The sequence below is a fragment of the Pseudomonas sp. WJP1 genome (assembly GCF_028471945.1).
Taxonomy (GTDB): domain Bacteria; phylum Pseudomonadota; class Gammaproteobacteria; order Pseudomonadales; family Pseudomonadaceae; genus Aquipseudomonas.
This window is the reverse complement of record NZ_CP110128.1, coordinates 2138705-2162702: the sequence shown is the minus strand read 5'-3', so window position 1 is coordinate 2162702 and position 23998 is coordinate 2138705. Positions and strand designations below refer to the sequence as shown.

Genomic DNA, 23998 nt, shown 5'->3' with positions numbered 1-23998 from the left:
TCCTTGATTGTGCACCTGAACCAAACGACTCAGATCGCCAGCGCAGCCTGTTCGAGGTATTGGCTGCGATTGACGAAGGTTTCCCGCGGCATTTCCCGCACGTCCATGGACAACGCCTCGACCTCTGGCAGCAAGGCGACCAGCGCCGCCATGGTCGCTGACGCGAGGCTGCGCCGTTGTTCAGCGCTGCGCCCGGCAAACAGGTACAGCGCCACGTGGACAAAATCATCCTGGGTGGCACCACAGCGGTAATGCTCGAAGCTGTTCAGTCGCGCCTTGATATCGCCGGGCTTGAACAAGCCGCTGGCGTCGATGGCGTCATGCACGGCGGCCAGCAACTTCTGTTCTCCGACCCGATGAGCGAGGGCAGCCGGGCAATCAATGATGCAATGGGGCATGTTGAATTCCTTGAGTGAAAACGCAGGGTTCAGACCGTCGCGACCCGCGGCGACTCGGCACTGAAATCGCGGCTGGCCTGCACCAGCATGCGGGTGTATTCGTGACGGGCCAGGTCCTGACTCAACGCCTGGCTGTCCAGGCGCTCGACAATCCGTCCCTGCTGCATCACCGCGACCTTGTCGCACAGGTGGCTGACCACGCCGAGGTCGTGGGTCACCATCAGGTAGGTGAGCTTCTCGCGCTGACGCAGATCCGCCAGCAGGTTGAGAATTTCCGCCTGCACCGAAACGTCGAGGGCCGAGGTCGGCTCATCCAGCAGCAACACCCGCGGCTGCAGAATCAGCGCCCGGGCAATCGCCACGCGCTGACGCTGGCCGCCGGACAACTGGTGCGGATAGCGGTAGCGGAAGCTGTCGTTGAGGCCGACCTTGAGCAGGATGTCGTTGATGCGATCGTCACGCTCGTCCATCCCGTGGATGGTCAGCGGCTCGCGCAACGCGGTGTCGATGGTATGGCGCGGATGCAGCGAGCCGTACGGGTCCTGGAAGACCATCTGCACCTTGCGAAAGTGCTCCTTGGGGATCTTGTGCTGCAGCGGTACGCCGGCAATGCTCAGCGCTCCGCTCCAGTGCCGGTACTGGCCGGCCAGGCAGCGCAGCACGGTGGTCTTGCCGGAACCCGACTCGCCCACCAGGCCGAACGACTCGCCGTCCTCGACACTCAGGTTGACGTCGTGCAGCACCTGGTTGAGCGCAGGGCCGATGCCGAAGCTCAGGTTCAGCGATTGTGCCTGGATCATGGACATGTCAATTACCTCAGCAGGTGAGCCAGAGTGGGTCGCGTTGCAACACCGGCAAGCGCGGACGGCGGTTGTCCATGCTCGGCAAGGCTGCCAGCAGGCCACGGGTATAGGGATGTTCGGCGTACTGCAGGTCGCAGGCGGCAAGCGACTCGACCACTCTTCCTGCGTACATCACCAGCACGCGGTCACAGTAGTTGCGCACCAGGTTGAGGTCGTGGCTGACGAAGATCAGCCCCATCTGCTGCTCGACCACCAGCTCTTCGAGCACGTTCAGCACTTGCTGGCGCACCGACACGTCGAGCGCCGAAGTCGGCTCGTCGGCGATGATCACTTCCGGGTTGGTGATCACCATCATGGCGATCATGATGCGCTGGCCCATGCCGCCGCTGACTTCATGGGGATACAGGTTGTAGACCCGCTGCGGGTCGCGGATGTGGACCTTTTCCAGCATCAGCAGCACCCGATCGCGGGCTTCACTGCGACTGGCCTTGTGGTGCGCCAGGTAAGCCTCGGCGATCTGGTCGCCAACCTTGACCACCGGGTTGAGCGAGTACTTGGGGTCTTGCATGATCATCGAGATGCGCTGGCCACGGATCTTCTGCATGGCCTTTTCGCTGGCGCCGAGCAGGTCGACTTCGCCGAACTGCATGGCCTTGACGCTGATCTGCGTGCTCGCCGGGTGCAGCTTGAGCAAGCTGCGCCCGACGGTGGACTTGCCCGAGCCGGACTCACCGACGATGGCGAGCTTTTCGCGGCCCAGGGTGAACGACACATCGCGCACCGCGTGCATTTCTTTCTTGCCGTTGACGAAGCGCACATTGAGCGAATCGACATTGAGTTTGAGCGTCGACATAAAGCCTCCAGTTACTCGCTACGCGGATCGAGAATGTCCCGCAGGCCATCGCCCAACAGGTTGAACGCCAGGCTCACCAGCATGATTGCCGCACCCGGTACCGCGACCAGCCACCAGCACTCGAGCATGTAGCGCCGGCCGGTGGAGATCATCGCGCCCCACTCCGGCAGCGGCGCCTGCGCGCCCAGGCCGAGGAAGCCCAGGGCCGCGGCGGTGAGGATGATGCCGGCCATGTTCATGGTCAGGCGGATGATCACCGACGACAGGCACATGGGCACGATGTGGCGCAGGATGATGCGGCTCGAGGACGCCCCCTGCAGCTCCACCGCGACGACGAAGTCGGCCTTGCGCAGCGACAAAGTCTCGGCCCGGGCCAGGCGTGCGATCGGTGGCCATGAAGTCAGCGCGATGGCGACCACGGCATGCTCCAGGCCAGGGCCAAGGGCTGCGATGAACGCCAGGGCCAGCACCAGGCTCGGGAACGAGATGAAGATGTCGGTGATGCGCATGAACACCGTGTCGACGATGCCGCCGAAATAGCCGGAGACGGTGCCGATGAACAGCCCGATCGGGCCGACGATAATCGTCACCAGGGCAATGATGTACAGGGTGATGCGTGAACCGTAGACCAACCGGCTGAAGATGTCGCGGCCGTATTCGTCGGTGCCGAACCAGTGCGCAGAGCCGGGGGCCTGCAGGGCATTGGCGAGGTTCTGCACCACCGGGTCGTGGGTGGCGATCCAGGGCGCGAAGGCGGCAACCACCATGAGCAACAAGGCCACCAGCACCCCGGCCAGGGTCATCGGGTTGCGCAACAGGTGACGCAGCACCCGCAGGCTGCTTTTGTACAGCGCGTCGAGGCTGGAGGCTGGCGTCTTGTCGGCCGGCCGCCCGGCGGTTGAATCGGTAGAAGACAGGTTGGCAATCATCGGCATGCTCTCGATGTGAAATCATGGCCACCCGGGGCGCCCGCAGACGCTCCCAGGCGGTGTTCAGCGTTGCTTGTAGACACCCAGGTAACGGGTCGCCTCGGCGTCATCGTCGACGAAGCCCTTGACGTCCACCGCGCTCACGGCAGTGTCGGTCATCTGCGAAATCATCATGATCGGGCCGACCTGCTCGTCGTACAGCTTCTGCGCCTGGTGGTACAAACTCAGGCGCTTGCCTGCGTCGCGCTCGACACCGACCTGGTCGATCAGCTCATTGAGCTGGCGATTGAAGAACGACGCCCGCCAGCCCTGGAAGTTGGGCAAGCCGGCGGCGTCGCCGTTGTCCGGGTTGTAGATGAAAGTGCGCAGGCTGAAGTACGGGTGCGGGTAGCGCTCGGCACCGCGCGCCACGATCATCTCGAAGTTACGCGCGCGCATGGCGCCATACACCTGGTTGCCGGTGCCGGTGACGATGCTGGCCTTGATCCCGCCTTCGGCCAGGGTCGATTGCATGCGCGCGGCAATGTCGATGAAGGGCGGCTCGGACAGGGTGCGAATGGTGGTGCTGAAACCTTGGGGGTAGCCGGCCTCGGCCAGCAGCGCCTTGGCCTTGGCCACGTCCATTTTGTAGCCAGGGTCCGGCAGGCGCGCCTCCAGGCCCAGCTGCATCGGCTGCTGGTTGAGCTTGCCGTAATGCGGCATCACCTGTTCGTCCAGGCCCTGGTAGTCGATCAGGTTACGCACCGCTTCGCGGACTTTCTGGTTGGCGAATTCGGGCTGCTTCATGCTCATCGCCACGTAATACATGGTGCCGCGTTGCAGCGACTGCACCTGAAGCTTGTCGGAGTGCTCGATGGCCTTGATGTCGGGCGCGGCCATGCCGTAGACCAGGTCCAGGTCACCGCGTTCGAGCATCAGGCGCAGCGATTGCGACTCGGTCATGTGGCGCACCAGCACCCGCTTCATCTTGGCCGGCCCAGCCCAGTAAGCATCGAAACGGCTCATCACCAGCGAATCGTTGGCGCTCCATTTGCTCAGGGTGAACGGGCCGCTGCCGGCTTCATGGGTGACCAGCCAGGCAGCGCCCAGGTCGCCGTTCTTCTCGTGCTTCAAGGCTTCCTGTCGGTCGACCACCACGGCGCTGGGCGAAATCGCCAGCGAGTCGATCACCAGCAATGGGTCGGTCGGCTGTGGCAGGTCGACTACCAGGGTCTGCGCATCGGTGGCGCGGATCAGCCCCTGGATGTTGTCGACGCTGTAGCCGTAGGCCTTCCAGGTGGTGGCCAGGCCGAAGTTGAGTTTCATCACCCGGTACAGCGACCACGCCACGTCTTCGGCGGTGAGGGCGTTGCCAGAGTGGAACTTCACGTCGTTGCGCAGGTGGAAGGTGATCTGCTTGCCGTCTTCGCTGACCTCCCAGCGTTCAGCCAGCTGCGGCAGGTGTTTTTCCGGGTTGCCGTGGTCGCGCTTGACCAGCGTGTCGTAGAGGTTGGCATTGACCCCGGAGGCATCCAGGCCCGGCGCGTTGGCCGGGTCGATGGAGAACAGGTTGACCATGCTCATGCCGACGATCAACTGGTCGGCGGGGGTCTTGGCCTGCACTGCGGCGATCGGGCTCAGCGCCATGATCGCGCCCAGCAGGCTCATGCGCAGGGTCGGCAATACAGTGTTCATGTGGGCATCCTTCTTTTTATAGTTGTTTACTGTGCTCACGCAGGCCTGGGCGGCTCAGCGGGTCCTTGGGTCGAACACTTTGTACAGGGCGTCGCTGACCAGGTTGAGGGCGACGAAGATCAGGCCGATCACCAGCACGCACCCCATCACCGCATTCATGTCACCGAGCATCAGGCTGCTGGTCAGGTACTGGCCAAAGCCGGGCCAGGCGAACACCGTCTCGATCAGCACCGCACCTTCGAGCAGCGAGCCGTAGGCCAGGGCGACCACCGTGAGCAACTGCACGAGGATGTTGCGAAACGCATGACCCCAGACCACCTGGCGCCGCGACAGGCCCTTGACCCGTGCGGTGATGATGTATTCCTGGGACAGCTGTTCGAGCATGAAGCTGCGGGTCATGCGGCTGATGTAGGCGACGGAGTTCAGGCCGAGGATCAACGCGGGCAGGACGATGTGCCGCAGCGCGCTGGCAAAGGCTTCCCAGTCACGCGCCAGCGCCGTGTCGATCAACAGCAGGCCGGTGACGTCCGGCACCATGCCGTCGTAGGCCAGGTCGATGCGCCCTGCCCCACCCGCCCAGCCCAGCCAGGCGTAGAACACCAGCAGGCCCATCATGCCGACCCAGAAAATCGGCGTGGAGTAACCGAACAGGGTGATCACCCGTGCCACATGATCGCCCAGGCGGCCCTGGTTGCTGGCAGCGACCACACCCAGCGGCAAGCCGATGAGGATGCCGAACAGGATCGCCAGGGTCGCCAGTTCGATGGTCGCCGGGAACACCCGCCGGATGTCTTCGAGCACCGGGTGGCCGGTCAGTAGCGCGTTGCCGAAATCACCGTGCAGCAGGTCATCGAGGTACAGGCCGAACTGGGTCCAGATCGGTTTGTCCAGGCCCATGGCCCGGTACACCTGGTCGTAAGTGGTGCTGTCGGCGTCCGGACCGACCACGGCCAGTACCGGGTCCAGCGGCATCACCCGACCAATGAAAAAGGTCAGCGCCAGCAGACCCAGCAGGGTCACCAGGACGGTGCTGGCCCGGCGGGCCGTGCCGGACACGCGGGCGCCCAGCACAGAGGCAGTCGAAAGAAACATATCAGGCTCCTGAAAAAGCGTTCACCAAGCACCGAAGCGTGAGGGACGCGCACGCCCCTCACCCGCTCAACGCGACTTGTAGACGTCCTTGTAAGGGGTGGTGGCCGCGGTATGGCCCTGGTAATCCCGGACATCGTGGTACAGCACCACGGTGTCGGTCATTTGCGAGACGGGCAGGATCGCCCCCACCTGCGCATCCAGGGTGGTCTGGATCTGCTGGTACTGCGCCAGTTGCCGCGCCTTGTCCGGCTCGACTTCGGCCTGTTCGATCAGCCTGTTCAACTCGGGGCTGTAGAACGACGTGCGCCAGCCCTGGAAGTTGCTCAGCTTGGCTTCGTCGCGGTTGTCCGGGTTGTACACCAGGGTGCGCAGGCTCGAATGCGGATGCCGCTCGGCACCGCCACCCCCACGCCCGACCAGCATGTCGAAACTGCGCTCGCGCATGGCGCCGTAGATCTGGTTGCCGGTGCCGGTCACGATGGTGGCCTGGATGCCGGCCTGGGCCAGGGTCGCTTGCAGGCTGGAGGCAATGTTGATGAACGGCGGTTCGGTAAGCACGCGGATAGTGGTCTTGAAGCCTTCGGGGTAGCCGGCGTCGCTCAGCAGCTGTTTCGCCTCGGCCACGTTCAGGGTGTAGCCCGGATCGTCCAGGCGCGCCGGCAGCCCCAGCGGCAGTGGCCGCTGGTTGAGCTGGCCGTAGTGCGGCATCACGGTCTGGTTGATGCCCTGATAGTCGATCAGCGAACGCACCGCCCGGCGCACGCGGGCGTCGTCAAAGGGCTTTTGCTTGACGTTCAGGGCCACGTAATAAAGGGTGCCGCGCTGCACGGTCTGGGTACGCACCTTGTCGGACTTCTCCAGTGCTTCGATATCCGGCGCGGACATGCCCTTGGCCAGGTCCAGGTCACCGCGCTCGACCATCAGGCGCAGCGACTGCGATTCGGTCATGTTGCGCATGACGATGCGCTTGAGCCTGGCCGGGCCACCCCAGTACCCGTCGAAGCGGGTCATCAGGATCACGTCGTTGGCGCGCCAGTCGTTGAGGATGAACGGACCGCTGCCGGCAGCGTGGGTAACCAGCCAGGCGCCGCCCATGTCATTGCCCTTCTGATGCTGCTGCACCACTTTGCGGTCGAGGATGAATGCGCTGGGCGAGGTCGCCAGGGTATTGAGGATCAGCATCGGATCGGTCGGGCGCGGCAGCTCGACGACGAAGGTGTGCTCGTCGGTGGCGCGCAGGTACTGGTCGACGTTGCCGGCGGTAAACCCGTAGGCCTTCCAGGTCGAGGCCAGGGCCAGGTTGAGCTTGAGAACGCGTTGCAAGGACCAGGCGACGTCTTCGGCGCCGAGTGGATTGCCAGACTGGAACGTCACGCCCTTGCGCAAGTTGAAGGTCAGGGTCTTGCGATCAGCGCTGACCTGCCAGCTTTCGGCCAGGGCCGGTACCAGCCGGTCCGGTTGCCGCACATCCTGCACCAGCAGCATGTCGTACAGGTTGGCGTTGATCTCCGAGACATCCAGCCCGGTGGCAGCCGCCGGGTCGAGGGACAGCAGGTTGATCATGCTCATGCCGACGATCAACTGGTCGGCCGGGGTCTTGGCGAATGCAGCAGAGACCGAGGTCAGCGCCAGCGATGCGGCAAAGACCCCCGCCCAGAGTTTGGGGAGAACGCTCATGTGAGATAGCCTTTTTATAGTTATTGGACTCTCGGGCGGCACGCCATGACGCGTGCCGCCATGCACGAATCAGTAGTGGTGCAGCGTGTTGGTCTCGACGTAGTCGAAGTCGATCTCCTCGCCCAGGCCTGGCAGGTCCGACAGGTGCACGAAGCCGTCTTCATCCATTGGGTCGACCAGGCGCTTGAGGTATGCCGGCACCTCGTCGTAGTTGAGGAACGGGTGCAACAGGCCGCGCTCGTACCAGGTGCAGTTCTTGATCGCGCCGACCACCGCCAGGTTGGCCGCGCCGTTGCCGTGGATCTCGCAATTCATGCCGAACGACTCGGCCATGTGCGCGACTTTCAGGCACGGTGCAATCCCGCCGACCCCGGCGACACCGGCGCGCAAGATGTCACAGACATCATTCTTGACCCAGCTGGCCCGGCTCAGGTGCTTGCCGCCCAGGCTTTCCGGGCCCAGCACCGGGATGTCCAGCTGAGCGGACAACCAGGCATAGGATTCGGCAGAGTCTTCCATCATCGGCTCTTCGAACCAGGCGAAATCCAGCTTCTCCAGGGCGCGGCCGATGGTCAGTGCTTCGGTGCGGCTGTACCAGTGATAACCATCGATCATCAGCGCGATGTCCGGGCCGACCGCCTCGCGCACCGCCGCGCACGCCTTGATATCCATGCTCACGCTGGGTGCGAACGACACCGGCGGCATCCAGGTGTGCAGCTTGATTGCCTTGTAGCCGCGCTTGACCAGGGTCTCGGCGAAACGGCCGTACTCCTCCGGGGTCGACAAACCGCCCGCCAGCTCGTCACCGCACATGGTCGAACCGTACGCAGGCACCTTGTCGCGGTAACCGCCGATCAGCTTGTGCACCGGCACGTTCAGCTTGCGTCCGGCCCAGTCCCACAGGGCCTGCTCGACCAGCGCCAGGGCACGATCGGTCAACTGGCTGGCGCTGCCGCGCTGCCAGTGCGCCAGGTCGTGCCAGATCTTCTCGCGATCAAAGGCATTGGCGCCCACCAGCACTTTGCGCACGAAACCGTCCAGCACATAAGGGCGAATGAGCTCGGGCGCACCCAGTGCGAAGCCTTCGTTACCGCATTCGGTCCTGATGCGCAGCAAGGCCATCTGGGCCTGGGCAACGTCGCCCGGGTGGGCATGGCCGGCGCTGTCGACAGCGCGGCGTGTGGGGTAGGAAAAAACCTGGACGTTTACAGCAGTGATGATCATGGACGTCTGAGCCTTCTTGTTTGATTTGTGGCGGGTGAGTCACGCTTTGGAGGCGATCCTACGTCATCGTACAACATTTGAAAAGACCCTCTTGAAAACTTTAAAAAAGACGCTTTTCCAGGGTACTTATCATCACTTAGACATCATTGCATTGCCTATCAATCCTCTATAAAGCCCATTTTAGAGCGATCGTACCGAGTTGTCCGACAACATTTGAAGAAATCGTAGACGACCTGAAGGTTGTACGATAACTTATGCCGAAATTCACCAGGGAGCTCCTACCCCGCCGCACCGGATTTCACAGCCACGACCCGCCTCATAACGACCTCGACAAAAACAAAAAAGAAGATCGCATGAACAAATCACTCCGCAATCTCATTGCTGTCAGCACCCTCGCCTGGTCTTTTTATGCCTGCGCAGACTCGGCCAGTATCGATTACCGTCACGGTTACACCGAAGACGACAGCATCCACTCCGACCGGGTGAAACTTAATTACCGGATGGACAGCGGCCTGGGTTTTGCAGCCGAGATCAAATACAAGACGGCCGGCGATCGCGAAGACGTCGCCTACGACAACATGGTCAACAACGGCCATGAGCTCACCGTGGACTACAACTTCAAGTTGAGCCCCAAGTCGACGCTGACGCCGTCATTCCAGGTGGACAGTTCCAAGGACGCCACCACGTACAAGTTCGGCCTGAAATACAACTACAAGATCTCCGACACCTGGTACGTCGCCACGCGCCTGCGTCTCGATGCGAAGAGCCTGGACCGCGACCAGATCGACCACAGCTACAGCGACCGCGCCAAGGACAACCAGAACACTACCCGCTTCGAAGGCTGGCTCGGCTACACCCCCCAAGGCCCGTGGGCATACGAGTACCAGTACATCTACTTCGACACCGACTACATCCGCTACGACAACAAGAAGAGCGACTACGAGCAGAACCTGATCATCAAGTACAAGATCAACAAGCAGTGGGCCCCCTTCATGGAAGTGGGCGACATCAAGGTCAACGCCTACACCGACGACCGCCAGGGCCGCTGGCGCCTGGGGATCAAGTACACATTCATGTAATGCCCCACCGCCGGGCAGCCGCCAACGTTGCCTGGCAAGGTCCACGACAAAAATCCCATTAGAGACGCACCCGCCATGACGACATCTCCCTCCTCCACTGCGAACAAGCCCTTCAACCGCCTGCTGCTGACCGGCGCCGCCGGCGGGCTTGGGCAGATTTTGCGCGAAGCGTTGCAGGCGCACGCCAATGTCGTACGCGCCAGCGATATCAGCGAGATGGCGCCACCCGCTGGCGAGCATGAAGAGGTGATCAACTGCAACCTGGCGGACAAGGCCGGGGTCCTGGCGCTCGCCAACGAAGTGGATGCCATCGTGCACCTGGGCGGGATTTCCACCGAGCGTGCTTTCGAGGAGATTCTCGAGGCCAACATCCGCGGTACGTTTCATGTCTATGAGGCCGCGCGCAAACACGGGATCAAGCGCGTGGTTTTCGCCAGTTCCAACCACGTCACCGGCTTCTATCCGCAGGACCAGCAACTGGATGCGCATTCCCCGCGCCGCCCGGACTGCTACTACGGGCTGTCCAAGTCCTATGGCGAAGACCTTGCGACCTTCTATTTCCATCGCTACGGCATCGAGACCGTGAGCTTGCGCATCGGCTCCTCGTTCCCCGAGCCACGCAACCTGCGCATGCTGTCCACCTGGCTGAGCTACGCCGACCTGGCGCACCTGGTGGAACGTGCGCTGCTCGCCGAGAACGTTGGCCACACCGTGGTCTATGGCGTTTCGGCGAACCGCGACCTGTGGTGGAACAACCGTTTCGCGGCGCACCTGGGCTTCAACCCGCAGGACAGCTCCGAGCGTTTCCGCGCGCAGATGGAGCAACAGCCCAAGCCTGCGACGGACGATCCCAACGCCCGGCTGCACGGGGGCGCGTTCACGGCGGCCGGCCCTTTCGGCGACTGAACCCTGTCCCCACAGCCGGCAACGCCGGCCCCTGAATCCGGAACCGACCCATGACCGCAGAACTCATCATCGACGCCCGCAACGCCACCGGCGAAAGCCCGGTATGGCAGCCACAGGAAAACGCACTCTACTGGGTGGACATTCCCGCCGGCCGCCTGCACCGCTGGCAGCTCGACGGCCAGATCCACTCCTGGCAAGCCGAGGAAATGCTCGCGTGCATCGCCCGCAGCCCTCAAGGCCATTGGCTGGGCGCACAAGAAAGCGGGATCTTCCAGCTGACCCCCCAGGCGGATGGGCGCCTGCGCGCGACAAAATGCGCCAGCGTCGAACATGCCCGCGCCAACATGCGCTTCAATGACGGGCGCTGCGACCGCCAGGGCCGCTTCTGGGCCGGCACCATGCACCCCGGCATGGGCGCCGATACGGTTGGCGCACTCTACCGTTACGACCCGCAAGCCGGTGGTTCGATACAACCCTTGCACGCTCGCCTGGAAGGCCTGACCGTCCCCAACGGCATGGCTTTCAGCCCGGACGGCAAGACTATGTACCTCTCGGATTCGCATCCCGGCGTGCAATTGATCTGGGCCTTCGACTACGACATCGACAGCGGCACACCGCACAACCGCAGAGTGTTCGTCGACATGAACCAGCACCTGGGCCGCCCGGATGGTGCCGCCGTGGATGCCGAGGGCTGCTACTGGATCTGTGCGATCGATGCCGGACAGGTGCTGCGCTTCACCCCCGAAGGCAAACTGGATCGCGCACTGCACCTGCCGGTGAAAAAACCGACCATGTGCGCCTTTGGCGGCCCACAGCTGGATACGTTGTTCGTCACCTCGATCCGTCCCCAGGGCATCGACCTGACCGACCAGCCGCTGGCCGGAGGTGTATTCGCCTTGAATCCCGGGGTGAAGGGCCTGCCTGAACCGCTGGCACGGGCCTGAACCAGCCACTGCGCATCAAATCGACCACGAACACCACGACCGCCACCGGCGGGTCGTAAACGTTTTCGTGAGCTGAAAAAACCGAAAACCCAAAGACCCGCCAGCAATGGACCGGGTCTTTTTTTTGCCCCCTTGTTCAAGCCCGGGACTGGACGTTCTGATGATGCCTGCTGATCAACTCGAGCCTGGGTCGATCAGCCTGCGTGCTCTAGACAATTTCAATGAAGTTGCCGTTGCCTCTCCAGTTCCCTCTCCAACCAGGTGCTTGCCGGTTCTACACCTTCCGGACATCGCACCTCATAGGCGCGGCCACTCACACTGCTTTTAGTGGCAGCAAGATCGATAAAGTCTTCTGCGCTGTTCACCAGGTGCTTGCCTTCGAGATAATTCAGCTTCTTTTCCAGGTGCGCCCGAGCGCGCGGACCTGGGTATCCGCTGCCGTTGCGCACAAACTGACACTGACTGTGTTCGACAAAGTCCAGCAAGCCCTTTATCTCTTGAGTGGCTTGAGGTGTGGCTTGAGCCTGCACATGAGTGACAATTGCGATGAGGCTGATACACGCAGCCATCATCAATTGGCTGATAAGCCGCGCGGTGCCACCTGTCCACATCCGCATGATTGATCCTGGCCCTGAAAGTGAAATGAATGGAGATCTGGCCCTACAACATTTTCTCCAGCCCGATCGTGCTGCTGAGCCACGAATTGAAGTGTCGCCACCAACTCCCCGGCTCCTCGGTCAACGTATGCTGTTTGCCGTCATCCTCGGTGACCCAGACCAACTGATTCTTTTCCAGCAGGACATGGTAGCTGAGAGGCGGTGCCATCCCCTCCAGGGCCAGTTCGCGCACCCGTGCGGCGAGTTGCGGATTGTCCACCAGCACCCCGACTTCGGTGTTCCACAATAAGGAGCGCGAGTCGAAATTGAACGAGCCGATAAACGCTTTCTGCTGGTCGAAAATCATCGCCTTGCTGTGCAGGCTGGAGTCGGAACTGTTGGAGGATCCGCTGTGAAACAGACGCGGTCCGCTGTCGCTGTCGTCATTGTCGCCGGACTGGCGGCGTAACTCGTACAACTGCACGCCATGCTCCAGCAGGGTTTTGCGATAAGGGCCGTAACCACCGTGCGCGGCGGGCACATCGGTGGCTTCCAGTGAGTTGGTCAGCAGGCGGATCGACACGCCGGCGTCGGCACGATGGGTCAAGTACACCACCCCCGGTTGGCCGGGCACCATGTAGGCCGACACCATGATCAGCTCTTTGGTAACCCCGTCAAGCTCGGGGGCCAACTGGGTGGTCAACAGCAGGTACGCGGCGGGTTCACCCTTCGACAAGACCTTGCTTGGTGCATCCCACATCGCCGTGTTCCAGGCCCAGATCAGCTCCCGCCGCCAGACATGCAGGCGTGGGTGGGTGGTGTAGGTCATCAACTGTTGGTAGAGGGCATGATTCTGTTTACGCGTTTCCTCCAGGGATTCGTCCAGCCGTGTCCGGGTATTTTCCAGGTCCCTGGTGGTCGGCCTGAACGAGAGAAACTGCTCGATCGGCTTGCTCAGGGCGCTGTTCCAGTACTGGTCAAAACTATGCCCCAACTGCTCTGCAACCGGGCCGACACTGAGCATGTCGATGTCGGTGAAATTCTTGTTCGGCTCGGCATCGAAGTACTCGTCCCCCAGATTGCGCCCTCCGACGATGGCCACGCTGTTGTCCACCAGCCACAGTTTGTTGTGCATGCGCCGGTGTTGCCGCGACAAGTTGAACAGTCGGCCCATGGTTCGCGTCACGACGGTGCTGCGGCCCAGGTGCAGCGGGTTGAACACGCGGATCTGCATCCGCGGGTGCGCCGCCAGCGTCGCGATAATTTTGTCCAGGTCATCGCTGGTGGTGTCATCGAGCAGAATCCGCACGCGGACTCCGCGGTCGGCGGCGTCGAGCAACTCGCTCACCAGGATCCGCGTACTGATGCCGTCATGGACGATGTAATACTGCAAGTCGAGGCTGCTTTGGGCATTGCGAATCAGCTCGGCGCGGGCGGTGAAAGCCTCGGCACTGTCCGATAGCAAGCGAAAGCCTGATTGGCCCTGATGCGGGGCGGCCTGGGCCTGGATGGAACGACCGAACGCCGAATCGCTCGCGGGCAAGGCCTGACTGGGTTCGTGAGGGACATTGAGTGTCGTGCAGCCACCAAACAGCAAGGCGATCAACAGCAAAGCAAGCAGGGGCTGTTTGATTCTCACGGAGCGTGCTCCGGGTGGTGGCGATCAGGGATGCCGGATCCCGAAGAAGGGTCAGCTGGATTCCTTGCGCACTGTTTCTTCGATCTGCGGGGTTGTTTTTGCAGCGTAGTTCATCCGCTTGCAAGCCGGGGTATTTGCCCCAGGCACAAAAGATATTGCCGACAGCCATCGGTAAGAAAAAAACCAACTGCCAAAGCTTATGGAAATGACACCGCGACGCATTTTCGTAGCCACCACCTTTCCCCGCAAGCCACCCGCTCAACTCGTCGGCGCCCGATGCCCCTTGTCATGAAATGAAAAATCGATGTCGTGCAATGCGAGGTGGCCGCCCCCTGCTACCCCCTAGAGTCGGAACAAAATAACAACCGGGCCCAGCACCCGGAAACACGAGAACCGTCATGAGCAGATCCACCCGAACGACCGAGTCCGTAACCCCCACCCAGCGTCCCCCGGCAACCGGCCGCAAACGTCGCACCCGCAAGGATGACGATCTTCCAGGCGACATCCAGCAACAAGAGCTGATCGGCACGGCTGCCAACCAGACCCTGGCAGCCAACCCGCTGGTCAGCGTGCGTGCGGCGGACCTGGCGAGCTCCGCCGGTTACCTGGTCAAGGCCGTGGGCAAGTCGCCGCTCAAGGCTGGCGCTCATCTGGGTGGCTACCTGAAGTCGCTGCGCGGCATCGTCCGCGGCAACTCCAGCATCGCGCCGGACCCGAAGGACAAGCGCTTCGCCGATCCGGCCTGGCAATCCAACGCCTTCCTGCACGCGCTGCTGCAGAGCTACCTGGCCGGCCAGAGTGAGCTGACCCGCTTCATCGAATCCACCGACCTTGCGCCGCTGGAAAAGAGCCGGGCCCGGTTCGTCGCAACGCTGCTGGCCGATGCCGTGGCACCGAGCAACTCGCCGCTGACCAATCCGGCGGCGCTACGCAAGCTGGTGGACACCGGTGGCATGAGCCTGGCCAGGGGCATCCGCCAATTCGGCGAGGATATGCTGCACAACCGTGGGCTGCCGAGACAGGTCGACAGCACGCCGTTCACGGTGGGGGAAAACATCGCCACGGCCAAGGGCCAGGTGGTGTTTCGCAACGAGATGTTCGAGCTGCTGCAGTTCTCGCCCACCACCGAGAATGTCTATGCCCGGCCCCTGGTGATGTCGCCGCCGCAGATCAACAAGTACTACGCCATCGACCTGTCGCCGGAAAAAAGCCTGATCAAGTGGATCCAGGACAGCGGCGTGACCCTGTTCGTCATCAGCTGGCGCAACCCCACCCGAGAGCACCGCGACTGGGGCTTGTCCGATTACGCGCTGTGCCTCGACCAGGCCGTGGACGTGGCGCGCAAGATCACCGGTAGCCCGGATGTGAACATGTGGGGCTCCTGCTCGGGCGGCATCACCATGGCGGCCTACCTCGGCTGGCTGGCGGCCCGTGGCGAAGGCCACAAGGTGGCCAATACCAGTTGGGCCGTGTGCGTGCTCGACATGCCCTCGGCGCTGGACGACACCACCCTGGGGCTGTTCACCACCCCGTCCGCCCTGCGCGCGGCCAAGGCCAGCTCCCGGCGCAAGGGCGTGCTGAGCGGCCAGGGCATGGCCCGCATGTTCGCCTGGATGCGGCCCAACGACCTGATCTGGAACTACTGGGTCAACAACTACCTGCTGGGCAACAAGCCGCCGGCCTTCGACATCCTGGCCTGGAACGACGACACCACGCGGCTGCCCGCCCAGCTGCACGCCGACTACCTCGACCTGGTCCAGCAGAACCCCTACAGCAACCCGGGCACCCTGGAGATTGCCGGCGAGTCGATCGACATGACCCAGGTGAAAGTGGGCGCCTATGTGGTGGGCGGCACCACCGACCACATCACCCCCTGGCAGGGTTGCTACGGCACGGCCCGGCTGTTTGGCGAAGACGCAACCTACGTGCTGTCCAACGCCGGCCACCTGCAGAGCCTGGTGAACCCGCCGGGCAACCCCAAGTCGTTCTACTACGCCGCGCCTGCCTCTGAGGAAACCCCGCAAACCTGGCTGCAAAACGCCGGCGAGCGCCAGCAAGGCAGCTGGTGGCCGCATTGGCGCGAATGGATCGGGCAGCGCTCGGGCGAACAGCTGCCGGCGCCGAAGAAGCAAGGCTCGCGCAAATACCCACCCCTCTGCCCCGCCCCTGGCACCTATGTCATGGAGCGTTGAGAGCTGAGCCCACGGCGTTTTCCTGTAGGAGCGAAGCTTGCTCGCGATGGACGTCAACGATGACGCGGGTCATCTGAATGAACGCACTCCCCCTGTGGGAGCGAGCCTGCTCGCGATGGACGTCAACGATAACGCGGGCCGTCTGGATGAACCCGTTGCCTGGACGTTTTTCGCGAGCAGGCTCGCTCCTACAGGTCCTCGGTACGATCTTTCAACGCGGATCAATCCGATCCAGCACCCGGTTCGCGGTGATCTCCGCCAGCATGATGCTGTTGGAAATACCCAGCAGCGCATGGCGATCGCCACCGTTCAGATGATCAACCAACTGATGAACCATCACATCCACCGAGGCCAAGGTTTCGACGAGGTATACCACCAGCGTTTCGGTAGTGGTTTGCGGGTTCACGGCAAACAACGTACTGGGTGTTCGTGGGGTGGCCTTGATATCGGCCGTCGAGGGGAAGTGGTAGTCGAGGGCACGTTCGGCAGCCTCGTTGAGCTTTTTTGAATCGGGTTCGTAGGGGGATGCCGGATCGCTGTCCGGGGGATTGGGTGTGACCTTGAACATATTCGATTCTCCAACAATTGGAGCCGTCACCGAATCGCTGCTAAACGATGGGTGGCAGCCGTGCGCAGGTTAGCAGACCGGGGAGAACCGAAACCGGCGCGCCCGAGGGCGCCCTGCGCACAGCTACCATAAAGTGCAGGCATAAAATGACCTGACTGACTGGATGCAGATGCGCTTCGATTGACCACAGGCTGCTAAACCCGATCAATGATGGGCAGTGACGCGAATCAAGGTACCGATAGCCCCCAAGGCGCACAAGCCGACGGATTCTGGCGTAACCGTAGGCAACGGCGCAAGGTTTTGTGGCTTTCATCTGGTAACTGCAGGAGCCTTTAAACAAGCACTCTCGGGGGATGTTTAACGGATAAGCGCACACGTCCTACACACAATTTCCAGGCAGTAAAAAGGCCGTAAACCCGCAAGCCCTCATTCGACACCGCACCTGCACCCCGTTTAAATTGCCAGCCCTTCTTATCAGGCTACACACAATGACCGGCACGCTCCAAGGCAGCTGTCTCTGCCGCACCGTCAGATACGAACTCAAATCGCCACCCAAAGCACTCTCACATTGCCATTGCAGCCAATGTCGCAAAGGCCATGGGGCCGCGTTTGCCAGCTACGCAAGCGTGCCCCGCGCTGATTTGCATCTCATCGAAGGTGCAGGGCAGATCGCGGCTTACCGCTCTTCCGAGTCTGTGCTGCGTCAGTTTTGCAGCCAGTGCGGTTCGTCGTTGTTCTGGTCGAAAAGCCAAGGGCAATACGCCGACTGGATTTCCATTGCTCTGGGCACCCTGGACACGCCCTTCACGCCCGGAAAACAGCGGCATATCGAAGTGGCGTCCAAGGCGCCCTGGTATGAAATTCAGGATCGGTGGCCGCAGGCTAAATGACTGAGATAGGTCGTTTGCTGCCCTTCGTGACAGGCAGAAAACGGCCAATAGCGGTCACTCAGCCCCCGGTCCTGAGCGGCCGATCGAGCCGCTTAGCGGCCATCCAACTACAGCAGACGACAGACAGCGCCGCGCGAAAACTGAACCCGAAGTCGACAGCGGCAAGCGCGTCCCGAATCCGACCAGCGGGGTGGGCGGACCGACATCTACCGTTAGTTAAGAACCTGTTACCTTGCATGGCTTGGCTACCGCACGGAAGCCGAAGTAAAGCAATCTCCGCATTGCAGGCGATGCAAAGACCCATTTACGCTTTACACAGATTAGCGATCTGTCTTGAGGTGCAGCGTTGCGCTCGCCGCTTTCCCTCACTTTGAACACGCGTTACGCAGACCTTTGTCGCACAGAGCTTGCAGACGATTCATCGCGTCGGAATTGCCATTCTCGGTAGCCTTGCGCAACCAGAAAATTGCCTGCTCGTCGTCTCTCGCCACGCCCTCGCCTTTCTCGTAAATCTGTCCGACATTGATTTGTGCTGCGGCATGTCCCTTCTCAGCGGCAGTGCGAAACCACCGCAAGGCCAGTACATCGTCCTTCGGCAGTCCCCTTCCCTGGTGATACATCAACCCGAGGTTATTCTGAGCCTCCGCGTGACCGTGCTCCGCCGCCTTTCGAAGCCATTCCACGGCAGCGGCATCGTCCTGAGTGGTGCCACGCCCAACGGCAAGGAAGTACCCAACCAGGTTCTGCGCTTCGGCATTGCCCTTCTCGGCCGCCCGGCGCAACCATTGTAGTGCCAAGGAGTCGTCCCGAGGCACGCCAAGGCCGGAACCGTAAAGAGTTCCGAGTACGTATTCGGCCTCCACATGGCCCTGCTCAGCCGCCATGCGGATCCAGTGAAACGCCACGCTGTCATCTTGGGTAACCCCTTGCCCCAGATGAAACATAAGCGCCAGGTCGTATTGCGCATCGGCATGCCCGAGTTCAGCGGCTTTACGCAACCAAAGCAATGCCTGAGCGAAATCCTGGGAAACCGATTCTCCACGGAAATAGCTACGCCCAAGCATGAATTGAGCGTCGCGATCACCACGTTCGGCAGCCACGCGCAACGAATTTATTTTACCACTTTGTATTTGTGGCTGAAGGGCTTGCAACGTAGCTCCTGCCGCGACAAGAACGCACAAGATAATGATACCCGCGAGCTTTATTCGCGCATGAAACGAATGCCCGATTTGGCGTCCGGACGCCCGCGGTACCACCGTATTTAGAAAGTACCGTCGAGCCTTATTTGCTGTCCAAGCCACCAACAGTGCGGTCGGGAGAGCGACGACTGCACCCAGCCCCATTAGCTGCAAAGAGGCGAATATTTGACTTCCCCATTGGTTTTGAAGCTCGAAACCGAAAAGGATGTGGTTCCCAACGACGATGATGAGACCAGCAACCGATGCGGCAAACAGGCCGCAAATTGCGCTCAGCCGCCTCACGCGTGCTGCGGCGATCGCAGCAGCAAGGGCCTGGAAGATCACAGCCGAGCCTGGAATGAAAATGCCTTTATTGCCGAAGAGGCGCTCGGTCCATGTAAGAACTGCGTCGAATGCCGAGCCGATCCAGTTGCTGATTGGGGGTGGAAAGTAATCGCGAAAAAGCACGAGTTCCCACAGCAGGCAGCAAATCAGTCCGTTGACAATCCCGATCAGCAGGGCTTTCTGTGCACGCAATGGCAACTGCTCCGGGAGTTCCGGTAGTGCATTGTCGAGAAATACCCAACGTGCGATCTCCGTTTTCAAACCCTTTTTTTGCCACCACAGGGCGGCCAATGGAAAAGACCAGGCAGTCAACGATGCGACAAAAGTCCAGGCTCCCACAGTCATGCCATAGTCATAGATCCTGTTTGTTTGCCCCTGCGGCGAAGGTCCAGTCAAGAAAAAATACAAGACGAAGAATGTGGCTACAGTTAGCGTTCCAAGCACCAGGATCGTTGCCGTTGCTACTGTGATCAGAAGAATCGGTTGCGGTGAACGGGAACGCAATACCACTTCGAACCAGGCCGAAGCAGCCGCCGAAATCCATGAGAATATGAGCAGACAGCCCAGAAGCAAAATAACGTAGACGAGAACTTTCAGTTGCAGGCTCGTTAACACGACCGAGAATGGTATGGCCGTCTCCTGGAAAGACTGCAACGCCGCCTCCGCCAATAAGAGGATAATGCCCGGAAAAGAGCCTGCGACGAATGCGCCCCCCAGCCATGCTGTTTCTTTGGACCAGCGGTCTCCCTGCACCAAGGAGGCAAACGCGCTTCGCCACACTCCGACCCCGATCGCGCCGATGGCGAAAACAAAGATGGCAGCTGGCGCCACTATCTGGAGCGACCAATAAAAGAGAAGCGCCATCCTTGGGTCTGCCGGGACGAACGGCAACGCTAAACCACTGACAATTTCGACTACGGACCACGCCGCAATGCCGATTCCGAACGCGTCAGCTATTCCAAACTTAAAGAGTCTGGACGGATCTTCGACAATTTGACGGCGTCTGCCCGGACCTGGATGGAACTGGAGATAACGACGCCAGCCATTTCCGACAGGTTCAGTCAGCGTGGCCAGAACGCGATCGATCCCGGCGTCCGGATCCCAGGCCGAGGCTTGCACATCCGCATAGCATTCACGCGCGCGCAACACAGCCAAGCCCGACAGAACAATAACCGCCGTCCAGAGCATGCTATCCAGAAGTAGGGGAACAGAATCGAGCCAACGAGCGCTTGTCAGACGCCACAAAGACATTGCCAGGGCCGGTAGCAGACTGGTCACTACGAATGCCAGCCACAACGACAAGGTAAAGTACGCTTTGTGGACATCGCCGTTGTGAACATGCGCCAACTCGTGCTGCATAATCGCGCGAAATGCGTCCCTGTCCCCATAAAAGTATTGGGTGATGAACGCACCGCTCAGCGCCACGTAGCATTTACCGTGACGACCGAAAGCAACGGGAAGGCCAGCGCCGAGCGGATTCCAGACAAAGATCGGAGGTTCGGACAGGCGCGCTGATTCAGCGAGGATACGTAGTTCCTGCTGCATCTCCGGCAGCTCGGTTGAGCTAAAGCGCTCAAGGCGGCCGTTTCGGACTTTCCAGGCTGGGTATAAGTGATAAAGAATAACGGCGAGCAAGACGACCAGCGCCATGCCGCCCAACTTCCAGAACGCCCCCGGCCGCAACCGTGCTGCGCAACTGGCATGCAATGGTATCAATTCGTTCCAGACTGTTGTCGCGATTTGATCGGGGTCACCTCGCGATAATGCAGGCAACTCGGACACGCCCGTCGATACAGCCCTCACGCACTCGTCGATAGCAGGATCTGTCGCCTCACTGAGCCCACCCCAAATCCGGGCGCTACCGCAGACGATGAAGACCACCAGCAGAATGAAACGCAGCGTCGTATCAGACGGGAACGGGAAGGGATTAAGACGCTTGCGGTTAGCAGGCGGCGTCGCCGGCTCAAACATTTGATTGCCCGCCATTCGGCAAGACGAGCTGGGTGGTAATGGCATTAGCCAGGGATTTAGCCTTATCGGGCGGGAGACGGAGGTTCTCTGCAGCCAACAGGACATTGGCGTGGATCAGGCCGATTTGTTCCCTGGTGAGAACCGTTGGAACATCTGGTTGCGATCCTTGATACTTCTTGAACATCGCCTTCAAAAGCTGCGGGATTTCCTTGGCAAGTCCGTCTTCCGTGGCCTTTCGTGCGACACCAATCAGGAATGCGAATACTTCCGAGATGATGTGCAGGACCACGGGGGTGACGACGACACCTAGTGCTTCCATGCCGAAGCCAAGGGCGTCGTCCTTGGAACGAATTTCGTGTAGTGCTTTTTTCGGATCGTTGAAATAGGCGCGGCTTGCGGCCATAAAAATCGGCATTTCCTGCGGAGCAATCTCTGACACGACCTCGCGCGCAACGTCCGTGACGAGCGTATTATCGACAAAGTTTTCCATGCTTGGCTCCTTACAATGCGAACAAGTCAGCAGCAGGGGGAGCGGAAAATGCCAGAGGGCACGTTGCCCCTTGGCGAAGAAGAATAGCTGATCGGAACACTCCCATCGGAATGTCCTCCCTTTCGGAAGGTCCGGTAATAAGCCTCGTCGAGCCCGACTCAGGATGATGCGGGTGAATCTGAGGGACAATCAGACCGTCGATAGAAACAGTCCTGACCATCTCATCATTGCGAATCCCAGGCCGAAACAAGCGGTGTCCGTTTTTGGCTGCATTACTGTCGCTCCCTACGGTTGATCCACCGGTCGCAACGGGCCGGTCGCTGCCCTTTACGAGGGGCAGTTATTTGCGATTGCTGCCCTTCATGACGGGCAGCTGTCGATCGACAGTTACGTAGTTGCCCTACGCTTCTAACCAGCAGGTGGGGTTTTGCCAATCCTTTCAGTAACCTCCTTGAATTTCTTGAATCCAGGACCCGCTGCTTGTAGTTTTGGGCCAAAATCTTCCATGCAGACATTGAAGACTGAAACCGCAAGTTGCTCACTACCGTGAGAATGGGAAATGAGGCGCCGGTGTTCTTGATCGTAAGGGGCTTGAGCCGTAGAGCCGCCATATTCACCAATATTCGCGATCAGAATGGCTGATACATGTGATAACGCAGGGCCGCGACCATCCCGTCAAACGTATTCACGGCCTTGTTCATTGCAGATACCACATACATGTGGCTTTCATCCCTGAGGTCTGCCGTGAGGGCTAGGTTGTTCCTGGCGCCTACAGATGCTCACTCAGAAACGGCAGGGGTGCCTTGGCCGCACGAATGGTGGCGATCCGATGATCCGCTTCCGGCAGCAGGTAGGCAAAGAAAAAGCTCGCGGTTTGCAGCTTGCTGACGCGCAGAGGGTCGCTGTCGGTTAACGACAGGGAAACACGCGCCGCTCGGGTCCAGGCAAACGCCAGGAGGGCCACGCCACACAGGCGCAGAAAGTCGCCTGCAGCCCGATAGGGATATTCGCCGTCCTCGACTGCCTTATCACGTATCTCCAGGTGCAAATCCTCGAGTTTATTGCACAGCAACGCCAGCTCCGCGCCAAAACTGGCGCAGCCTGCTGTTTCGCCGGCCTGCCCGGCTTCTTCGCGCATCACTGCCAACAACTGAGCGAAGGCGCGGCCGTCATCGCCCAGCACTTTGCGCAGCAGCAGGTCATTGGCCTGGATTTCGTTACTGCCCTCATAAATCATCGCGATTCGGCTGTCGCGCAGGGTCTGCTCAATGGCGAACTCGGCGACATAACCGTAGCCACCGAAGACCTGCAAGGCATTGCTGGCCAGGCGAAAACCTTGTTCCGTGAAAAAAGCCTTGATCACAGGCGTCAAAAGCTCCGCCAGTTGCGAGGCACTCTGCCGAGTGACCAGGACCGGGGCATGCTCGGCCTGATCGAGCAAATGCGCAGCCCAATAACCGACGGCGCGCATGCCTTCGGTGCAAGCCTGCAGCTCCAGCAAAACCCGGCGCATGGCCGGATGATAATGAATCGGGTCAACCCCTTCGCCGGCAACGCCGACAGGGCGTTTGGGCGCACGCATTTGCCTGCGCTCCAACGCGTACGCATAGGCGTTCTGCCACGCAGCCTCGGCATGCCCGAGCCCTTGGAGGCCGACATGCAGTCGCGCCGAGTTCATCATCACGAACATCGCGGTCAAACCACGATTCGCCTCGCCTATCAGCCAACCCTGGGCGCCATCGAAGACCAGCGAGCACGTGGCACTGCCCTTGATGCCCATCTTGTCTTCGATACCGTCGCAACGCAGCGCATTGGCTCGGCCGTCATCCAGGCGCTTGGGCACCAGAAACAGCGAAATACCACGACTACCGGCGGGTGCCCCGGGCACGCGCGCCAGCACCAGATGGAGGATATTGTCGGTCAGGTCATGCTCGCCTCCGGAAATGAACAGCTTGCTGCCGCTCAGCGAATAACTGCCGTCGCCCAGCGCCTCAGCGCGGCAGCGCAGCAGGCCGACGTCGCTGCCGGCCTGGGGTTCGGTCAGGCACATGGTGGGCAGCGCCTCGCCACTGACGATCGGCGGCAGATAGCGCTCCTTGATCCACTGCGGCGCGTGGGTCTTGAGACACAGGTAGGCGCCATGGGCAATTCCGGTGTACATGGCCCAGGCGTGGTTGCTGGCGTAGAGCATTTCCTGCAAGGCGGCATCGAGCAGTTGCGGCAGTCCCTGGCCACCGAAGGTTTCTTCACAGGCCAATGCCGGCCAACCACCTCCGGCGAATGCCTGGTAAGCCTGGACAAAACCGTCCGGCGTCCTGACCCGGCCATTGTCGAAGCGGCACCCCTGGCGATCGCCACTGCTGTTGAGCGGCGCCAATACATCCGAGCTGAAACGCCCGGCCTCGCCCAGCACCTGGAGTGCCAACGGCAAGTCGAGGGCCTCGAATGCTGGCATTTGGCTCCATGCCTGGGGCGCCTGCAGCCAGTGTTCCAGAATGAAATGCATGTCGCGCAACGGCGCCTGGTAGTGCCACATGGCAAACCTCCAGT

The 23998-nt window shown here is 61.0% G+C and carries 19 protein-coding genes; 5 read left to right on the top strand and 14 right to left on the bottom strand.

All coding sequences use genetic code 11. From position 1 onward, the window contains the following. Positions 1-29: 29 nt before the first annotated feature. The 8 genes from OH720_RS09810 to OH720_RS09775 form a co-directional block, all read right to left on the bottom strand. Positions 30-398 (bottom strand): 5-carboxymethyl-2-hydroxymuconate Delta-isomerase, encoded by a 369-nt coding sequence (locus OH720_RS09810; RefSeq protein WP_272605430.1) that lies wholly within the window; start codon positions 396-398, stop codon positions 30-32. Between the two features lie 29 nt (positions 399-427). Beyond that, positions 428-1204, bottom strand: a complete 777-nt coding sequence (locus OH720_RS09805; RefSeq protein ID WP_008065612.1) for an ABC transporter ATP-binding protein — start codon at positions 1202-1204, stop codon at positions 428-430. 10 nt (positions 1205-1214) lie between these two features. Further along, positions 1215-2054, bottom strand: a complete 840-nt coding sequence (locus OH720_RS09800) for an ABC transporter ATP-binding protein (RefSeq protein WP_272605429.1) — start codon at positions 2052-2054, stop codon at positions 1215-1217. An 11-nt stretch (positions 2055-2065) separates the two neighbouring features. Beyond that, complete coding sequence (locus OH720_RS09795; protein WP_272605428.1) at positions 2066-2983, bottom strand: ABC transporter permease; 918 nt, start codon at positions 2981-2983, stop codon at positions 2066-2068. A gap of 63 nt (positions 2984-3046) precedes the next feature. Further along, a complete protein-coding gene (locus OH720_RS09790; RefSeq protein WP_272605427.1) occupies positions 3047-4657 on the bottom strand; it encodes an ABC transporter substrate-binding protein in 1611 nt (536 codons plus the stop codon). 54 nt (positions 4658-4711) lie between these two features. Then, positions 4712-5749 (bottom strand): ABC transporter permease, encoded by a 1038-nt coding sequence (locus tag OH720_RS09785; protein ID WP_180205089.1) that lies wholly within the window; start codon positions 5747-5749, stop codon positions 4712-4714. A gap of 66 nt (positions 5750-5815) precedes the next feature. Then, positions 5816-7426: an ABC transporter substrate-binding protein gene (locus OH720_RS09780; protein ID WP_272605426.1), complete on the bottom strand. Its 1611-nt coding sequence runs from the start codon at positions 7424-7426 to the stop codon at positions 5816-5818. A gap of 69 nt (positions 7427-7495) precedes the next feature. Further along, positions 7496-8650 (bottom strand): mandelate racemase family protein, encoded by a 1155-nt coding sequence (locus OH720_RS09775; RefSeq protein ID WP_272605425.1) that lies wholly within the window; start codon positions 8648-8650, stop codon positions 7496-7498. A 353-nt stretch (positions 8651-9003) separates the two neighbouring features. Here OH720_RS09775 and OH720_RS09770 point away from each other — a divergent pair, with 353 nt between their 5' ends. From OH720_RS09770 to OH720_RS09760, 3 genes are all read left to right on the top strand, one after another. Continuing rightward, a complete protein-coding gene (locus OH720_RS09770) occupies positions 9004-9729 on the top strand; it encodes an oligogalacturonate-specific porin KdgM family protein (RefSeq protein ID WP_272605424.1) in 726 nt (241 codons plus the stop codon). Between the two features lie 75 nt (positions 9730-9804). Continuing rightward, a complete protein-coding gene (locus OH720_RS09765) occupies positions 9805-10635 on the top strand; it encodes an NAD-dependent epimerase/dehydratase family protein (RefSeq protein ID WP_272605423.1) in 831 nt (276 codons plus the stop codon). A 50-nt stretch (positions 10636-10685) separates the two neighbouring features. Further along, entirely contained in the window at positions 10686-11579 is an 894-nt protein-coding gene (locus OH720_RS09760; RefSeq protein ID WP_272605422.1) for an SMP-30/gluconolactonase/LRE family protein, read from the top strand. Positions 11580-11797: 218 nt separating this feature from the next. On the opposite strand, the gene OH720_RS09755 is transcribed toward OH720_RS09760, so the two are convergent. Next, positions 11798-12196, bottom strand: a complete 399-nt coding sequence (locus tag OH720_RS09755; RefSeq protein WP_272605421.1) for a DUF5329 domain-containing protein — start codon at positions 12194-12196, stop codon at positions 11798-11800. A gap of 43 nt (positions 12197-12239) precedes the next feature. Continuing rightward, the gene (locus tag OH720_RS09750) at positions 12240-13814 is read right to left on the bottom strand and encodes a phospholipase D family protein (RefSeq protein ID WP_272605420.1); all 1575 of its coding nucleotides are present in this window, start codon (positions 13812-13814) and stop codon (positions 12240-12242) included. A gap of 398 nt (positions 13815-14212) precedes the next feature. Here OH720_RS09750 and OH720_RS09745 point away from each other — a divergent pair, with 398 nt between their 5' ends. Then, positions 14213-16006 carry an alpha/beta fold hydrolase gene (locus OH720_RS09745; RefSeq protein WP_272605419.1) on the top strand — a complete coding sequence of 598 codons (1794 nt, stop codon included), beginning with the start codon at positions 14213-14215 and terminating at the stop codon, positions 16004-16006. A 211-nt stretch (positions 16007-16217) separates the two neighbouring features. Here the strand turns inward: OH720_RS09745 and OH720_RS09740 are convergent, their stop codons facing one another. Beyond that, positions 16218-16574 carry a DUF6124 family protein gene (locus OH720_RS09740; protein ID WP_272605418.1) on the bottom strand — a complete coding sequence of 119 codons (357 nt, stop codon included), beginning with the start codon at positions 16572-16574 and terminating at the stop codon, positions 16218-16220. Positions 16575-17062: 488 nt separating this feature from the next. Between OH720_RS09740 and OH720_RS09735 the strand changes: the two genes are divergently transcribed. Beyond that, complete coding sequence (locus OH720_RS09735) at positions 17063-17464, top strand: GFA family protein (RefSeq protein WP_272605417.1); 402 nt, start codon at positions 17063-17065, stop codon at positions 17462-17464. Between the two features lie 365 nt (positions 17465-17829). Here the strand turns inward: OH720_RS09735 and OH720_RS09730 are convergent, their stop codons facing one another. The 3 genes from OH720_RS09730 to OH720_RS09720 form a co-directional block, all read right to left on the bottom strand. Continuing rightward, positions 17830-20973 carry a sel1 repeat family protein gene (locus OH720_RS09730; RefSeq protein ID WP_272605416.1) on the bottom strand — a complete coding sequence of 1048 codons (3144 nt, stop codon included), beginning with the start codon at positions 20971-20973 and terminating at the stop codon, positions 17830-17832. Then, entirely contained in the window at positions 20951-21448 is a 498-nt protein-coding gene (locus OH720_RS09725; protein ID WP_272605415.1) for a hypothetical protein, read from the bottom strand. The genes OH720_RS09730 and OH720_RS09725 overlap by 23 nt, the downstream gene beginning before the upstream one ends. A gap of 769 nt (positions 21449-22217) precedes the next feature. After that, the gene (locus OH720_RS09720; RefSeq protein WP_272605414.1) at positions 22218-23984 is read right to left on the bottom strand and encodes an acyl-CoA dehydrogenase; all 1767 of its coding nucleotides are present in this window, start codon (positions 23982-23984) and stop codon (positions 22218-22220) included. Positions 23985-23998 lie beyond the last annotated feature (14 nt).

Coding starts and splice junctions, on each gene's coding strand:
- OH720_RS09810 (WP_272605430.1), bottom strand. CDS start 398: ATGCCCCATTGCATCATTGATTGCCCGGCTGCCCTCGCTCATCGGGTC.
- OH720_RS09805 (WP_008065612.1), bottom strand. CDS start 1,204: ATGTCCATGATCCAGGCACAATCGCTGAACCTGAGCTTCGGCATCGGC.
- OH720_RS09800 (WP_272605429.1), bottom strand. CDS start 2,054: ATGTCGACGCTCAAACTCAATGTCGATTCGCTCAATGTGCGCTTCGTC.
- OH720_RS09795 (WP_272605428.1), bottom strand. CDS start 2,983: ATGATTGCCAACCTGTCTTCTACCGATTCAACCGCCGGGCGGCCGGCC.
- OH720_RS09790 (WP_272605427.1), bottom strand. CDS start 4,657: ATGAACACTGTATTGCCGACCCTGCGCATGAGCCTGCTGGGCGCGATC.
- OH720_RS09785 (WP_180205089.1), bottom strand. CDS start 5,749: ATGTTTCTTTCGACTGCCTCTGTGCTGGGCGCCCGCGTGTCCGGCACG.
- OH720_RS09780 (WP_272605426.1), bottom strand. CDS start 7,426: ATGAGCGTTCTCCCCAAACTCTGGGCGGGGGTCTTTGCCGCATCGCTG.
- OH720_RS09775 (WP_272605425.1), bottom strand. CDS start 8,650: ATGATCATCACTGCTGTAAACGTCCAGGTTTTTTCCTACCCCACACGC.
- OH720_RS09770 (WP_272605424.1), top strand. CDS start 9,004: ATGAACAAATCACTCCGCAATCTCATTGCTGTCAGCACCCTCGCCTGG.
- OH720_RS09765 (WP_272605423.1), top strand. CDS start 9,805: ATGACGACATCTCCCTCCTCCACTGCGAACAAGCCCTTCAACCGCCTG.
- OH720_RS09760 (WP_272605422.1), top strand. CDS start 10,686: ATGACCGCAGAACTCATCATCGACGCCCGCAACGCCACCGGCGAAAGC.
- OH720_RS09755 (WP_272605421.1), bottom strand. CDS start 12,196: ATGCGGATGTGGACAGGTGGCACCGCGCGGCTTATCAGCCAATTGATG.
- OH720_RS09745 (WP_272605419.1), top strand. CDS start 14,213: ATGAGCAGATCCACCCGAACGACCGAGTCCGTAACCCCCACCCAGCGT.
- OH720_RS09740 (WP_272605418.1), bottom strand. CDS start 16,574: ATGTTCAAGGTCACACCCAATCCCCCGGACAGCGATCCGGCATCCCCC.
- OH720_RS09735 (WP_272605417.1), top strand. CDS start 17,063: ATGACCGGCACGCTCCAAGGCAGCTGTCTCTGCCGCACCGTCAGATAC.
- OH720_RS09730 (WP_272605416.1), bottom strand. CDS start 20,973: ATGGCGGGCAATCAAATGTTTGAGCCGGCGACGCCGCCTGCTAACCGC.
- OH720_RS09725 (WP_272605415.1), bottom strand. CDS start 21,448: ATGGAAAACTTTGTCGATAATACGCTCGTCACGGACGTTGCGCGCGAG.
- OH720_RS09720 (WP_272605414.1), bottom strand. CDS start 23,984: ATGTGGCACTACCAGGCGCCGTTGCGCGACATGCATTTCATTCTGGAA.